Here is a 13876-nt window from a genome sequence, read left to right on the forward strand (position 1 = left end):
TCCGTTCACCGGGCGGGCGGCGCCGTCACCGTGAGCCGGGCCGCGCGGGTGCGGCCGGAGGACGGACCCGTCTCGATCGCGAACTCTCCCGGCTCCACCGCCCGCTCGCCCGAGCGCGTGACGGAGGCCAGGGTCCGCGCGACCACCGGGAAGGTCACCTCGGTGCTCTCGCCCGGTGCCAGCTCCACCCGGACGAACCCGCGCAGTTCGCGTACGCGCGGCCACGACGTCCCGCCGAGCACCCGGCGCACGTAGAGCTGTACGGTTTCGCGGACGGGCCGGCCGCCCGTGTTGGCGACGCGGACCGTACAGCTGACGGGCCCCGCACCGCCGCCCCGTGTTCCTTCGCCCGCCGGGACTCCGTCCGTCGTGATCCCGTCCGCCCGGGCCCTGTCGGGGTCGGCCGCCTCCAGGTCGGCCGTCGTGGCGGACGGGTGGGAGAGCCGGGGCGGGCCGTACTCGACCGTCGTGCACGACAGACCGTGACCGAACGGATGACGCGCCGTGGCGGGCTGATCCACATACCCTCGGTACGTGTGGTCCTTCCCGTTGTAGTAGACGGGCAGTTGGGCAGCCGACCGGGGTACGGAGACGGGCAGCCGACCGCTGGGCTCCGACACGCCGAACAGCACGTCCGCCACCGCGCGCCCGCCCCACGGGCCGGGGTACCAGGCGCTGAGGACGGCGCCCGTCCGGTCGGTGAGGTCGGGCAGTGCGTGCGGACGGCCCTGCACCAGGACCAGCACCACGGTCACCCCCGTGGCGGCGACGGCGTCCAGCAGGGCCGACTGCCCTGCGGGGAGGGAGAGTTCGGCCAGGTCCACGCCCTCCCCGCAGGTCATCTCCACCGGCTGGGCCGAAGCGACGACGGCCGCGCCGTTGGAGTCGAAGCGCGTGGTGGACTCCCGTGCGCTCGAACCGCCGAGCACCACCACCGCCACATCGGCCGCGCGGGCGAGCGCCACCGCCTCGGGGAGGCCCGTCGTGTCCCCGCCGACGAGGCCGCTCCCCCGGGCGTACGTGATCTCGGTGCCCTCGGGCGCGGCGGCCCGGATTCCGTCGAGCAGGCTGACGCCCGTGCCGGGTCGCGGGGGCGCGGTGTAGTCGCCGATCTGCCCCGCTACGGAGTCCGCGTTCGGCCCGATGACCGCGATCGTCCTGACCTGTTGTGTGAACGGCAGTGTCACACCGTCGTGTTCGAGGAGGGTGAGTGACTCGCGGGCGAGGCGCTCGCTGAGCCGCTCCGGGGCCGCGACGGCCGGGCGCGCTCCCGTGTACGGCTGCTCGAAGAGACCGAGCCGGAACTTCAGCGCGAGGACCCGTCCGGCCGCCGTGTCGAGCGTGCCCTCGTCGACGAGGCCCCGCCGCACCGCTTCCGCCAGCCGTGGGAAGCACCCGTCCCACAGGCTCAGGTCGGTTCCCGCCCGAAGCGCCAGGGCGCCGGCCGCCACCGGGTCGCCGGCCAGTCTCACCAGGCGGTCCAGGGCGAGTCCGTCGGCCATCACCAGCCCGCTGAACCCCCACCGTTCGCGCAGGATCCCGGTCAGCAGATCACGGTTGGCGGCGCACGGAACGCCGTCGAACTCGTTGTACGCGGCCATGACGCCCGCCGCGCCGGCGCGTATCCCCGCGCGGGCGGCCTCCAGGTGGATCTCGTGCAGCTCTCTGGCGCCCAGCTCGGTGGCCGCGCTGTTGCGACCGCCGACGGTGGCGCCCTGTCCCGCGAAGTGTTTGAGGACGACGGCCGCCCGGTCCGGTCCGATCCGGTCGCCCGGCGGTCCCTGGACGCCGCGCACCAGCGCCTCGGTGAACCGTGCCGCGAGGTACGGGTCCTCCCCGAAGCACTCCTCGGTGCGGCCCCAGCGCGGATCGCGCACCAGGTCGAGCGCGGACACGAGGGCGACATGACCGCCGCGCGCCCGGAGCTGCGCGGCGGCGAGGGCCGCCGCCTCCCCGTAGAGTTCCGGGTTCCACGTGGCTCCGACCGCGAGGTTGACCGGCAGTACGGTCCCGTCCAGCGCCTGGTGGCCGTGCGGCATCTCCTCGACCATGAGGACGGGGATGCCGAGGCGGGTGTTCTCCACGACATGGCGCTGCACGGCGTCGGATACCCGCGCGCCGTCCGCCGAACCGATCCCCGTGGCAGCCGTCACGCCCGACCACGGGTCGGCGCGCTGCAATCCGTACAGCGCGCCCATCCCGTCGAAGGCGGCCACCTCCGCGCGGAACGCCTCGGTGAGCCGGTGGCCCTCGGGGGTGCGCTCGTACGCGTCCCATCCGTACATCCGCTGGTTGACCTGGCCCACCTTCTCGATGAGGGTCATCCGTGCCAGCAGATCGCGGACCCGGTCGGCGACGGGCGCGGCGGGGTCGCGGAACAGTGGTTCGGACATCGGATGGCTCACCTCGCGGGACACGTCGGTGCGATGGATGGTGCGGGTGGTGCGGGTGGCTCGAGGTGGTCAGCGCAGCGCGAGGACGCGGACCCCGTACGGGGCGAGCACCACGTCCTGCACGGGCTCCCCACCGGTCAGCTCGGTCAGCTCGCCGTCCGCGGCCGGGCGTACGGTCAGCTCCTCGTCGGACTGGCTCACCAGCCACACGAAGCGGGAGCCGTCCTCGCGGACGAGTGTGTCGGCCGCGACATAGGGCGTGTCGACCGTCACCGTCCGGGCGGCTCCGGCGAGTTCGGCGAGTGCCGCGTACAGCCGGTGCGTCTGTTCCGGGTTGACACGGGCCGTCCGCGCGGCCATGTGCTCCAGCGGGTAGGTGGCCAGCACCGTGCGGCCCTCCCCCGTCTCGTGGCACAGCAGTGCGGGGCGGCCGTGCGCGTCGGTGGCGACGACCCGCGCGCCGGTCGGGACGACCGGCAGGTAGGCGCGGCTGTCCTCGTTCCCTGCGACGGGGAAGGTCAGGATCTCGCCCGCGGCGATCGAACCGAAGTCCTCGGTGAACGTCATCTCCAGGACGTCGTCCGCGATGGGCTCGGCGACACCGTAGGAGAGCTGGAGTTCCACCCCGAACAGGCCGTCGAGGTCGTGGAACCACGGACCGCGCGTCGTCGGGTGTTCGCCCGAGCAGAACGACAGGTAGACGGTCGCCCCTTCCCGGGCCCTGCGCTCCAGGGCCCGGCGGGTACGGGTGGTCAGCTGGCGTGTGGAGGGCAGCAGATACAGCCGGGCGTCGTCCGGCAGCCCGTCCGCCTCCCGGGCGAACGCCACGGGCAGGTCGGCGCCGCGCGCGGCCACGTACCCCTGGTGCAGCGAGGTGAAGATCAGCGGTCGGTCGGCGGGCCGGCTGTAGGGGTAGCCACGCTCCAGGAAGGCGGGCACGACCAGTGCGGCGTCCGCGTCCGTGCGGCGGCAGCGCGCGAAGTCGACGCGGCGCAGCACCTCGGCGAAGTCGGCCAGTTCGCGCAGCGGTTCCTTCGGACGTCCGGTGTGGTCGGTGATCCCGAAGTGCATCTCGAAGGGGTGGTGGTCGTAGGGCGGGCGGTCCCACAGGTCGTCGTAGTCGGTGTTGTTCCAGGCGATCCAGCCGGTGGCTCCCCCGAGCAGTGAGTTGTGCAGGGTCTGCCGGTAGAACACGCCCGCGTTCGCGGCCGACACGGTGTCGGTGGAGAGCCCGAACTCCTCCAGTACGACCGGCCGGCCTGCGACGGCGGCGAGTTCGCACTCGAAGGCGGCGCGGTAGTGCTGGCGTGGCCGGTCCGTGTCGGAGCGGTAGACGTGCGGGCCGACGAAGTCGACGTACTCGGCGGTGTCCCGCAGGGAGAAGCCGTTGTCGCGGCCCGTCACCTCGATGCCCCAGGCGCCGTCGCCGAGTGACACCGGCTGGGTGCCGCCCGCCGCGCGGACCGCGTCGCACATGAACTGTGCCCAGGCGGTGACGACGTCGGGTGAGGGCGGGTCGACCTGGTAGATCCGTCCGTAGCCCGGCATCTCGTTGGTGATCAGCCAGCCGGTCACGGCGGGGTGGTCCTTGAAGCGCCGGGTCATCTGGGAGACGAACCACGCCTGCCGTCCGACGAGCCACACGTCCTCGTACAGGTCCCGTCCGCCGCGCCAGGCGGGGTCCCAGTTCTCGCCCGACATGTGGCCGACGATGAAGGTGGGGATCGTGCCCATGCCCGCTTCGGTGTGGGCCTCGAGGAAGTCGCGGAAGCGGTCGCAGAGTTCCTCGTCGACACGGCCGGGCTCGGGGTGGAAGTCGGGCCAGTAGAAGAAGGACCGGGTCATGTTGAGCCCGTGGTCCCGCAGGACGGCCAGCTCCTCGCGTACCGTCTTCGGCTCGTAGTCGCGCCACATCAGCGGACCGCCGGTGCGGGACCAGAAGTTGGCGCCGAGCCAGGGAAGAACGGCGGAGTCATGGGTGAGCTGGGCACTGTGGCGTCGCATGGTCTCTCTGGCCTCTTCGAGTGCGGGGGTGTGTCGGCGCGGCTGTCGGTGTGGAGGGTTCACAGGTGCGGGCGGGCCCCGGATGGCCGGAACGGGGCGCACGGTTCAGGCTCCCGTCGGGAGGGGACCGGTGGATTCCCGTACGACCAGCCGCGGGCGCCCGTCGAGGACGGCCGGGGACACGTCCTCGCCGCACCGGGCGAGCAGGGTGAGGGCGGCGGCGGCGCCGACGCGCTGCACCTGCTGGTCGACGGTGGTCAGCCGGGGGTGCAGCCAGCGGCCGAGCGGGAGGTTGTCGTACCCCACGACCGACAGGTCTCCGGGCACCCGGAGCCCGGCGCGCTGGGCGGTGCCGATGCCGCAGACGGCCATGGAGTCGTTGGGGAAGACCAGGGCGGTCGGCCGGTCGGGCAGGGCGAGCAGGTCCTTCGTGACGGCGACGGCCGCCTCCTCCGTGAAGTCGGTGTGCCGGACGGCGACCGGCCGCAGTCCCCGCTCGGCGAGGGCCTCCTCGAACGCGGTACGGCGCAGCCGGGTGTGCAGCAGTTCGGCCGGACCCGCGACGTAGGCGACGCGGGTATGGCCGAGTTCCAGCAGGTGGGCGACGGCCTCGCGGACGCCGGCGCCCTGCTGCCCGAGTCCCACGCCGGGCACCGCCGAGCCGTGGGCCGGTGCGCCCAGCAGGACGGCGGGCAGTCCGAGGCCGTGCAGCAGCCGGGGGCGCGGGTCGTCCGCGCGTGCGTCGGTGAGGACGGCGCCGTCGATGCGGCCTTCGGCGACCAGCCGCTCGTACAGCGTGCTCTCCTGCGGCATGTCGGCGACCAGGTGGAGCAGCAGACCGTAGCCCCGCGGGGACAGCTCCCCCTCCAGACCCGTGATCAGTTCGCTGAAGTGCGGGTCGGCGCCCAGTACGTCCGTGGGGCGCCGGACGACGAGGGCGATCGTGCGGGTGCGCGCCCGGCGCAGTGCCGTCGCGGAGGCGCTGGGCGACCAGCCCAGCCTGGTGGCCGCTTCGAGGACGCGTCGCCGCGTGGCGTCCGAGATCCGGCCGGTGCCGTTGACGGCCTGGGAGACCGTCGCGGTGGAGACTCCCGCCTCGGCGGCCACGGCCTTGATCGTTGGGCGCGCGGCGCCCTCGGGACGTTCCTTCACATCTTCACCGCCCCGCTGACGAGTGCCTGCTGCATGCGCTTCTGGAGCACGGTGTACACCACCCAGACCGGGACCAGTGTCAGGAGCGTGCCCGCCGTCAGGATGCCGTAGTCGGTGCCGGTCAGGGACTTCAGGGTGGGCAGGGCGACCTGCACGGTGCGCTGCTCGGGGTCGGGGCCGATGATGACGAGCGAGTAGAGGTACTCGTTCCAGAAGGTCAGGAAGTTCAGCAGCAGGATGGTCGCGATCCCCGGCATGCACATCGGTGTGTAGACGTGCCGCAGGACGGCGAAGGTGGAGGCGCCGTCGATGCGCGCGGCCTCCTCCATCTCGCGCGGGATGGTCCGCATGAACTGCACCAGGATGACCACGGAGAGGGGCATCGCGGTGGCGGGCAGGAACAGCACCATGAAGGCGCGGGTGTGGAACAGCCCGGTGCCGGCGGCGAGCAGGAAGGTGGGGAAGAGCGCGGCGAACGTGGGAACCAGGAACCCCAGCGAGAACACCCGCTCCACCAGGGCTCCCAGCCGCCCCTCGGAGCGGGCGATCGCGAAGGCCGCGGGGACGGCGAGTGCCAGGGTGAGCGCGAGTGCCAGTGCCGTGACGAGTGCCGAGTTGACGACGGCGGGGCCGAGGTGGGCGGAGGAGAACGCCTCCCCGAAGTTGTCCGGGGAGAGCGAGGCGGGCGGGGAGAAAGGGCTGCCGAAGATCTGGTCGTTCGTCTTGAAGGCGGAGACCAGCAGGTAGTAGAGGGGGACGACCAGCAGCGCCGCGTACAGCCACGCGAGGATGTGCGCCGGCAGCCAGGACCTTCCGAACTTCATGGAACCGCTCCGATCAGTAGTTCTGGCGGAAGACGCGACGGATGGTCAGGAGCCCGGCCAGGCCGGCCAGGAACAGGACCACGCCGACGGTCTGGCTGTAGCCGAGATCGGCCGCGATGAAGGCCTTCTGGTAGACGAGGAAGGACAGCGTCGTCGACGAGCTTCCGGGGCCGCCCTGGGTGAGCAGCAGCACGTTCTGGGCGGAGCCGAACAGGGTCCACAGGAACTGGAGCATCGTCACGACCCCGACGAAGTCGCGGATGACGGGGAAGTGGATGCGCCACATGGCGCGCCAGTGGCCCGCGCCGTCGAGCTGGGCGGCCTCGCCGATCTCGTCCGGCACACTGCCCAGGCGGGCCGCGAACAGTACGGCGGTGAAGCCGATGCCGCTCCACACGTCGAGGAGGATGAGGCAGGCCAGCGCGGTGGAGGGCGAGGCGAGCCAGGCGTCGGTCAGCGAGCCGAGGCCGGTCTTCTCCAGTCCGCCGTTGAGCAGTCCGTCCGGGGAGAGGACGGCGTAGAACACCATCGCCTTGGCCGGGGTGGAGATCAGGCCGGGTATGAAGAGCAGGTACCGCAGCGCGCGGTGGCCGGGCGGGCGCTGGGCGACGTAGTACCCGAGCATGTACGCGGCGACGATCATCAGCGGGAGCGCGACGACGAGTTGGGTGGCGGTGTTGCGCGCCGCGTCCCAGAAGACGGGGTCGTCGAGGACGGTCCGGACGTTCCCGAGCCCGGCGAAGGAGATCGGCTGGAGCATGCCGGGCCAGTGCAGGGCGGCGATGACGAAGATGGCGACCAGCGGACCGACCATGAAGACGAGGTACCAGACCAGCGCGGGCACGGCGAGGACGACCCCGCCCTGGGTGCGGCGGGCCGCGGCGGCGGGCCGCGGTGCGGGCGGGGCCGGCAGGCGGACCGAGGTGCCGTCGGGGGCGGGCGAGAGCGTCGGCATGAGTGACTCGCAGAGGGCTCGGGCGCGCGGATCAGGCCGTGCGGTAGGCGGATTCGAGGGCGGAGCGGACGGATGCCGCGCTCGTTCCCCGGGTGAAGGCGGTACTGGTCGCCGTGATCAGTGGCTGGGTGGCGGCCGGGGGGACGTACAGGTCGGGCAGGAGCGCCTGGTCGACCCGGTCGCCGAGTTGCTGGGCCTTGGCCACCAGGGGGAACTCCTTGCTGACCGTTTCCGTCACGAGCGCCATGTCCCGTCCGCTCTCGGTGATGAAGCGCGACACCACCTCCGGTCGGTACATGAAGCGCAGGAACATCTCGACGGCAGGCAGCTTCTTCACGCCGTTGGGGCTGATCCAGAAGCCGATGAGGGTGAACGAACGCAGGATCGTCGGCTTGTCGTGCGCGGCTCCGGGCGCGAGCGGCCAGCCGCCGACCTCGGTGTGACCGGCGGTCTTCGGCGGCACCTTCGCGAGGGCGGAGGACATCGCGGACTGGACGGCGGCGGCTTCGGTGTTGTACTGCGTGGTCATCGTGTCGGAGGTGAGGCCCTGGGCCTTGTCGGCGAAGACGCCGGCGTCCCGCAGCGCGACGAAGTAGTCGATGCCCTCGCGGGCTCCCCTGCCGCTGAAGTCGCCGGTCGAGTAGACGACTCGGGCCTCCTGCGGGGTGAGGAAGGTCTGGATGATCTGGGCGAGCAGCTTCTGCCCGGTCCAGTCGTTGCCACCCACGGTGACGGGGGCGATGCCCTTGGCCCGGAGCTTGCGGGCCGCGCCGATGAGCTGGTCCCCGGTGGTGGGTATGGAGTCGACGCCGGCCCGTTCGAGCAAGGCGGTGTTGTAGGCGACGGGCCAGTTGGCGGCGAAGTACGGGAAGGCACGCAGCCTGCCCTTGCCGTCGGTCCACTCCGTCAGGGCGGCGGGCAGGACGCGTTCGCGCAGCCCCCAGTGGTCGAGGTAGTCGCGCACGTCGACGGTGGCGCCCACGTCGGTCCACGCCAGCGTCTTGTCGTACAGGTTGACCATGACCACGTCCGGCTCCTTGCGGGCCAGCCGGGAGGTCTCGTACACCTGGGCCAGGTCGTCACCGTTGACGAGGTTCTTGATGCGGAGCCCCGGGTTCTCCCGGTGGAACTCCTTGACGACGGCGGTGTACGTGGCGGAGCCGGGTGCCGTGGTGCCGAGCTGGGTGTGCACCACCAGGGTGCCGGGATCGGAATCGGCCGAGGCGAGCGAGGAACAGCCGGACACAGCGGGGATCGCGGCAGCGGCGGCGAGGCCGGAGCCTGCGGCGAGGAAACCGCGCCGACTCAGAGGTGAGCGCACAGCGGGATGTCTCCAACCAGGACGTCAACCATGTTGGTTAAACGATGTACCAGTGGGTTGCGAGAAACCTAGGGGCACGTCCACGAATGGTCAACCCCTTGTGTGCATCCGGTGGTGCGCCGCGCGGACGAGGGGATCGGCTGGGGCCGGTGGGGTCGGTACGGTACGGCTCATCCGCTCGACGCGGTCCGCTCGTCAGCTCGACGCGGTCGGTTCGTCAGTTCAAGGCGCTCCGCGCCCGCTTCAGGAGCTCGTTCCGCATGTCCTCCGAGGTCTTCAGACATTCCATCCACACGTCGCTGGCGAAAATGCCGAGGCTTTTGGTCGTCCCCTGGTCACGCGCGTCGCGGACGACGGCCTCCAGTTGGTCGACCTGTCTCTGCGCGGCGATACGGACGTCACGTGCCGCCTCGGTCACGGAACAGGGTCCCTCCATGTCCAGCACGTGGAATGTCTCCCGCAGTCTCATCAGCCTGGCGCGGTGATCCTTGAAGACCGACTCACAGTCCTGGGGCAGTGGCTGGTCCCAGGTCTGGATCAACGCGCTCTCCAACGCCTCGGCCGCGTTGAGGAATTGCACGTACACCTCACGGCGCATCTCTCGCTTCCGTGCCTTCCGCTGCTCCTCGTGGTCCCTTCGCTTCTGCCTCTCCTGGGCTTCCACCTGACGTGCCGTGGTCCGTAACGCGACCCGCCCGGTGAACCACACACCGAACAACGTCGACAGCGCGGTGACCAAGGCAACCGCAATCGTGTCGCTCACATCTGAACGGTCCCCGCCGCGCGCCGCGGCTACACCGTCCCCGCACCGCGGAAGGCCGCCCCCGGCCGGGGAAGCGGCCCCTCGGCGCGGCCTGTTGTCCTCGCTCCCCGCCATCGGAACCGGCAGCGGCACCCTCCTGTCCACCGGCGCGTTCGCGCTCATGACGGCCCTGCTCTCCGAAGAGGCGTTCCTCAGCTGGGGCCGGCGGGTGCCGTTCGTCATCAGCGCGGTCCTCTCGCCCCCCTGTTCGCGGCCGGCCTGCTCCTGCTGTCCGTCCGGCCCGACCCGGTGTCCGCCTCGGTGGAGCCCGGCCGGGCCACGACCCCGCCGGAAGCGGCGACGGACCGCGTGGCGCCCGGCCCGCGGACGTCGCGGGAGAGGACCGGCTGACCGCGGCGCCCGCCCGGCCGGTCACGGTGTGCCACGACCGGGCGGGTCACGGCCCTGACGATCTCGAGGGGGCCCGACGAACCAGTCGGGTCGACGGTCTACCGTCGGGGCATGAGGTTTCGTCCCGCGGTGGGGTTCCGCGTCCCCGTCCGGGGGCGCCGGCCCGTTCGCCGAGCCGTTCACCCCCGCGGCCTGACGCCGGTCCGGTCCGTCGCAGCCCCTCCCGAGGAGTACGTACGTTGTCGCAGTCATCCGGCCCGGTCGCGGCCATGGAACGCCACCAGGTCGCCGTCTACGTGGGGGCGCTGGCCGCCGGCGGACTGGTGGGCTGGGCCGCCCCTGCCGTGGGAGCGGGCCTTGAGCACGCCATCAATCCGGTCCTCGCCGCCCTGCTGTACGTGACGTTCTTGCAGGTGCCCGCCGCCGAGCTGGTCCGCTCGCTGCGGGCGGGCCGGTTCCTGGCCGCCGCGCTGGTGGTGAACTTCGTGGTGGTGCCCTTGGTGGTCGCGGCGATGTTCTCCTTCCTCCCCGGCGACCGGGCAGTGCGGCTGGGCGTGCTGCTGGTGCTGCTGGCCCCGTGCGTGGACTACGTGATCGTCTTCAGCGGTCTGGCCGGTGGCAGCAGCCGGCGGCTGCTCGCGGCGACTCCGCTGCTGCTGCTCGTGCAGATGGTGCTGCTGCCCGGCTATCTCTTCGTGTTCCTGGGCTCGGGCCTGGCCGATGTCGTCGAGGTGGGACCGTTCGTCGAGGCGTTCCTCGTGCTGATCGTCGTCCCGCTGGCACTGGCCTGGCTCACGCAGGCGTGGGCCGCCCGGCGCCCGGCCGGCCGGAGGACCGCGGACGCGATGGGCACGGCCATGGTGCCGCTGATGGCCGCCACCCTGCTGACCGTGGTCGCGTCCCAGGTTCCCGGACTCGGCGGCAGCCTCGTCGACGTGGCCCGCGTCGTGCCCTTCTACGTCCTCTTCCTGGTCGTGATGGCGTTCGCCGGGCTCGCCGTCGCCCGACTGTTCCGTCTCGACATACCGGAGAGCAGGGCGATCGTGTTCACCGGCGCGACGCGCAATTCCCTGGTCGTCCTCCCCCTCGCCCTGGCCCTGCCCGGCCAGTTGGCCGTCGCCTCGGTGGTGGTGGTCACCCAGACCCTGGTCGAGGTGGTCGGCATGGTCCTCTACGTGCGAGCGGTGCCCCGGATGCTTCCCGCTTCCTGAGGGCCCGCACCCGGTGCGGGCGGCTTCGATGGCTCCCACGCGACCTGCCGAGTCGTCGACGGCCTGCGTCGCCCCGGCGGGGAGCTCGCCGGACACCTCCGGGGTCTGACCCGCGGCGACGGTGAACGCCTTCTTCACCTCCTGCGTCACCGCGTTGCCGTCCGCGTCGGTGGCGGTGACGCGCAGGGACGCGTCCCGGCCCGCCGCGGAGTCCGAGGGGGCCGCTTCGCGCGGAACTTCATCTGGCCGAGGGAGGCGGTGGAGGCCGCTGTCCGCCACTTGCCGTCGTCGAAGGACACCTCGACCGTGCCGGCGGGCGCGTTCCGGCGGGTGTACACGTCGAAACGCAGGTCGCCGGTGGCGACCCGGCCGGCCGGAGGGCTGCACGCGGACGGGCAGGCCGCCGGCGACGCCGACGCTGCCGTTGAACGCCACGGCGTCCTTGGCGTCGCGGCGCAGGCAGCCGAGGATGAGCTGGTTCTCCCGGGCCGGCCCCGGTGTCGAGAACATGACCCGCTCCGGTCGCCTTGCCCAGGTCGAGCACGGCCTCGGTCCCGGTGCCGGGCGTGTCGTCGGGGACGGTGAACTCGGCTGTGGCCAGGTGTAGGCCGGTCGCGTCGCCGGCGCTGTCGAACGTCGTGGCGTAGCCCATGGCGGCGGTAGTGGCCCGCGGGAGCATCGGCCTTCGCCTCGCCGTCGACCGCCACGAGGGATTCCCCGGAGATGTGTGCGTGGCCGGGCGGGTGGCGACGGGTGCCACCGGGCGCGTTCGGTCGCCGGACGGGACCGGCACCGATCCGGCCGGTTCACGGCGCGCAGAGAATGGCGAGCGCCGCCGTGCGCGCCGGGCTGTACGGGGGTTCGGACCACGCGGCCACCAGGTCCACCACGGGTGCGCCCGTCAGAGGGCGGAAGACCACTCCCGGCCGTGCGAGGGACCGCTGGGACGCGGGGACGAGGGAGATGCCCGTTCCGGCCGCCACGAGCGCGATGATCGTCTGCATCATGACCGCCTCCTGCGCGACTTCAGGACGGGCACCGTCGGCGCGGTGGCAGTAGGAGGTGATGACGTCGTGCAGCCAGGGGCCCTTCTCCCGGGGGAACAGGACAAGGGACTCACCCCGCAGGTCCGCGGGAGCGATCTCCTCCAGGTCCGCGAGGGGGTGTCCGGAGGGCAGGACGGCGACGAGAGGCTGCCGGGTGAGCAGCCGGGTCCGCAGTCCGGGCACGGGTGGGGAGGGCGGACGCATCAGGCACAGGTCGAGGCCACCCCGTGCGAGTGCGGCCAGTTGCTCGGCACTGGTCATCTCCCGCAGGACGAGGCGGAGGTCCGGCAGCCGTGCCCGGAACACGGGCAGTACCCGCGGCAGCAGTTCATCCGCCGCCGATCCCACGAAGCCCAGAACCAACCGACCGAGCTCGCCGGCGGCCGTGCGGCGCGCGGTCCGCGCCGCACGGTCGGCGTGGGCGAGGGTTTCGCGGGCCCCGGGCAGGAAGGCATTCCCCGCGGGGCTCAGCGTCACCCGGCGCCGGTTGCGTATCAGCAACCGGACGCCGAGATCGGTTTCCAGCCTCTGGATCTGTTGGGAGAGCGCGGGCTGGGCGATGCCCAGACGCTCCGCGGCCCGACCGAAGTGCAGTTCTTCTGCCACGGCGACGAAATATCTGAGGCGGCGCAGCTCCATGGGCTCAACTTATAAGTAACGGCGATGGTTTGATAACAGCCGATTGATTGTCTTTTCCACCGGGCCTTTCTAGCGTCGCGTCATGCGCAGACGACATTTTCTGAGGACCACCGGGGCGGCGGGGCTGTCGGCGGTCGTGGCACCGGCCGGACCGGCGCGTGCCACGGGCCGTACCGGCTCGGGCCGCGCGGCGCTGGTCCGTAACGACGTGTGGGCGACGGGTGAAGACGGAAAGCGGATCTTCGTGCGCGAGATCCTGCCCTCCCGCCCTGTCGTACGTGCGAGGCCGCTGTTGCTGGTGCACGGGGCCCGGCCCGGTGGCACGGCGGCCTTCGACCTGCCCGTCCCGGGCGGGTCGTTGGCTGCGGATCTGGCGCTGGCCGGCTTCCCGGTCTACGTCATGGAGGTGCGCGGCTTCGGGCACAGCGATCACCCGCCCGCGATGGGCCAGGATCCCTCGGCCGCGCCACCGCAGGTACGCTCCGGCGAGGCGGCGGCCGACATCGACGCCGCCGTGTCACTCGTCCGTCGGCGCCGGCCCGGGCCCCTGTCCGCCTTCGGCTGGGCCACCGGCGGCCACTGGCTCGCCACACACGCCGCGTGGCGGCCCGGGCGGATCGCCGATCTCGTGCTGCTGAACACGCTGTGCGCGGGCACCGGCCCGTGGCCGCTGCAGAGCGAACTCGAGGACCCCGAGAACCCGGGGCGGCCCCGGCCCCAGCCCGCGTGGCGGGCGGTCACGGCCGATTCGCTCACCGCGCGCTGGGACAGCGGGCTGTCCGACGACGATCCCGATGCCCGACGTGACCCCGCCGTGCGGGACGCCTACCGTAGCGCCGCCCTGAGCGCCGACCCCACCAGCGGCACTCGCATGCCACCCGCCTTCCGCAACCCCACGGGACCACTGGTCGACGCCTTCCATCTGGCGCAGGGACGCCCCTCCTACGATGCCGGGCGCATCCGTGCCCGTACGCTCCTGCTCCGCGCGGAACGCGACTTCTGGTCCCGCCCGGGAGACGGTGACCGACTCGCGCGGCGACTGGTCAACGCCCGGGACGTACGGGTGCGGACCCTGCCCGAAGCGAACCACTATGTGCATCTGGAACGCCCCCGGTACGGCCGGGACCTGCTGCTGGACGAGATCAGGGAGTTCCTCGGCCACTGACCGGACACACGGC

At 72.1% G+C, this 13876-nt stretch carries 11 protein-coding genes; 3 read left to right on the top strand and 8 right to left on the bottom strand.

Features of this window, described 5'->3' with window-relative positions:
• Positions 1 to 5 precede the first annotated feature (5 nt).
• The 7 genes from ACU6P3_RS00115 to ACU6P3_RS00145 form a co-directional block, all read right to left on the bottom strand.
• A complete protein-coding gene (locus tag ACU6P3_RS00115; protein ID WP_447195325.1) occupies positions 6 to 2393 on the bottom strand; it encodes a glycoside hydrolase family 3 N-terminal domain-containing protein in 2388 nt (795 codons plus the stop codon).
• A 69-nt stretch (positions 2394 to 2462) separates the two neighbouring features.
• On the bottom strand, positions 2463 to 4397 hold the full coding sequence (locus ACU6P3_RS00120; RefSeq protein ID WP_447195326.1) for a glycoside hydrolase 5 family protein: 1935 nt from the start codon (positions 4395 to 4397) through the stop codon (positions 2463 to 2465).
• A gap of 105 nt (positions 4398 to 4502) precedes the next feature.
• Positions 4503 to 5549, bottom strand: coding sequence for a LacI family DNA-binding transcriptional regulator (locus ACU6P3_RS00125; RefSeq protein WP_447195327.1), 1047 nt, complete (start codon positions 5547 to 5549; stop codon positions 4503 to 4505).
• Positions 5546 to 6373 carry a carbohydrate ABC transporter permease gene (locus ACU6P3_RS00130; protein WP_352088340.1) on the bottom strand — a complete coding sequence of 276 codons (828 nt, stop codon included), beginning with the start codon at positions 6371 to 6373 and terminating at the stop codon, positions 5546 to 5548. Before ACU6P3_RS00130 ends, ACU6P3_RS00125 begins: the two co-directional genes overlap by 4 nt.
• Before the next feature lie 13 nt (positions 6374 to 6386).
• Positions 6387 to 7328: a carbohydrate ABC transporter permease gene (locus ACU6P3_RS00135; protein WP_447195328.1), complete on the bottom strand. Its 942-nt coding sequence runs from the start codon at positions 7326 to 7328 to the stop codon at positions 6387 to 6389.
• 31 nt (positions 7329 to 7359) lie between these two features.
• Entirely contained in the window at positions 7360 to 8649 is a 1290-nt protein-coding gene (locus tag ACU6P3_RS00140) for an ABC transporter substrate-binding protein (protein WP_447195329.1), read from the bottom strand.
• 217 nt (positions 8650 to 8866) lie between these two features.
• The gene (locus tag ACU6P3_RS00145) at positions 8867 to 9412 is read right to left on the bottom strand and encodes a hypothetical protein (protein WP_447195330.1); all 546 of its coding nucleotides are present in this window, start codon (positions 9410 to 9412) and stop codon (positions 8867 to 8869) included.
• 659 nt (positions 9413 to 10071) lie between these two features.
• Here ACU6P3_RS00145 and ACU6P3_RS00150 point away from each other — a divergent pair.
• Together ACU6P3_RS00150 and ACU6P3_RS00155 are read left to right on the top strand one after the other, a co-directional pair.
• Positions 10072 to 11013, top strand: coding sequence for an arsenic resistance protein (locus ACU6P3_RS00150; RefSeq protein WP_447198156.1), 942 nt, complete (start codon positions 10072 to 10074; stop codon positions 11011 to 11013).
• A gap of 469 nt (positions 11014 to 11482) precedes the next feature.
• The gene (locus ACU6P3_RS00155; RefSeq protein WP_447195331.1) at positions 11483 to 11620 is read left to right on the top strand and encodes a hypothetical protein; all 138 of its coding nucleotides are present in this window, start codon (positions 11483 to 11485) and stop codon (positions 11618 to 11620) included.
• Between the two features lie 199 nt (positions 11621 to 11819).
• On the opposite strand, the gene ACU6P3_RS00160 is transcribed toward ACU6P3_RS00155, so the two are convergent.
• On the bottom strand, positions 11820 to 12698 hold the full coding sequence (locus tag ACU6P3_RS00160) for a LysR substrate-binding domain-containing protein (protein WP_447195332.1): 879 nt from the start codon (positions 12696 to 12698) through the stop codon (positions 11820 to 11822).
• Positions 12699 to 12780: 82 nt separating this feature from the next.
• Between ACU6P3_RS00160 and ACU6P3_RS00165 the strand changes: the two genes are divergently transcribed.
• Complete coding sequence (locus tag ACU6P3_RS00165; RefSeq protein ID WP_447195333.1) at positions 12781 to 13863, top strand: alpha/beta hydrolase; 1083 nt, start codon at positions 12781 to 12783, stop codon at positions 13861 to 13863.
• The last annotated feature ends 13 nt before the right edge of the window (positions 13864 to 13876 follow it).

The organism is Streptomyces hebeiensis, from assembly GCF_052983195.1.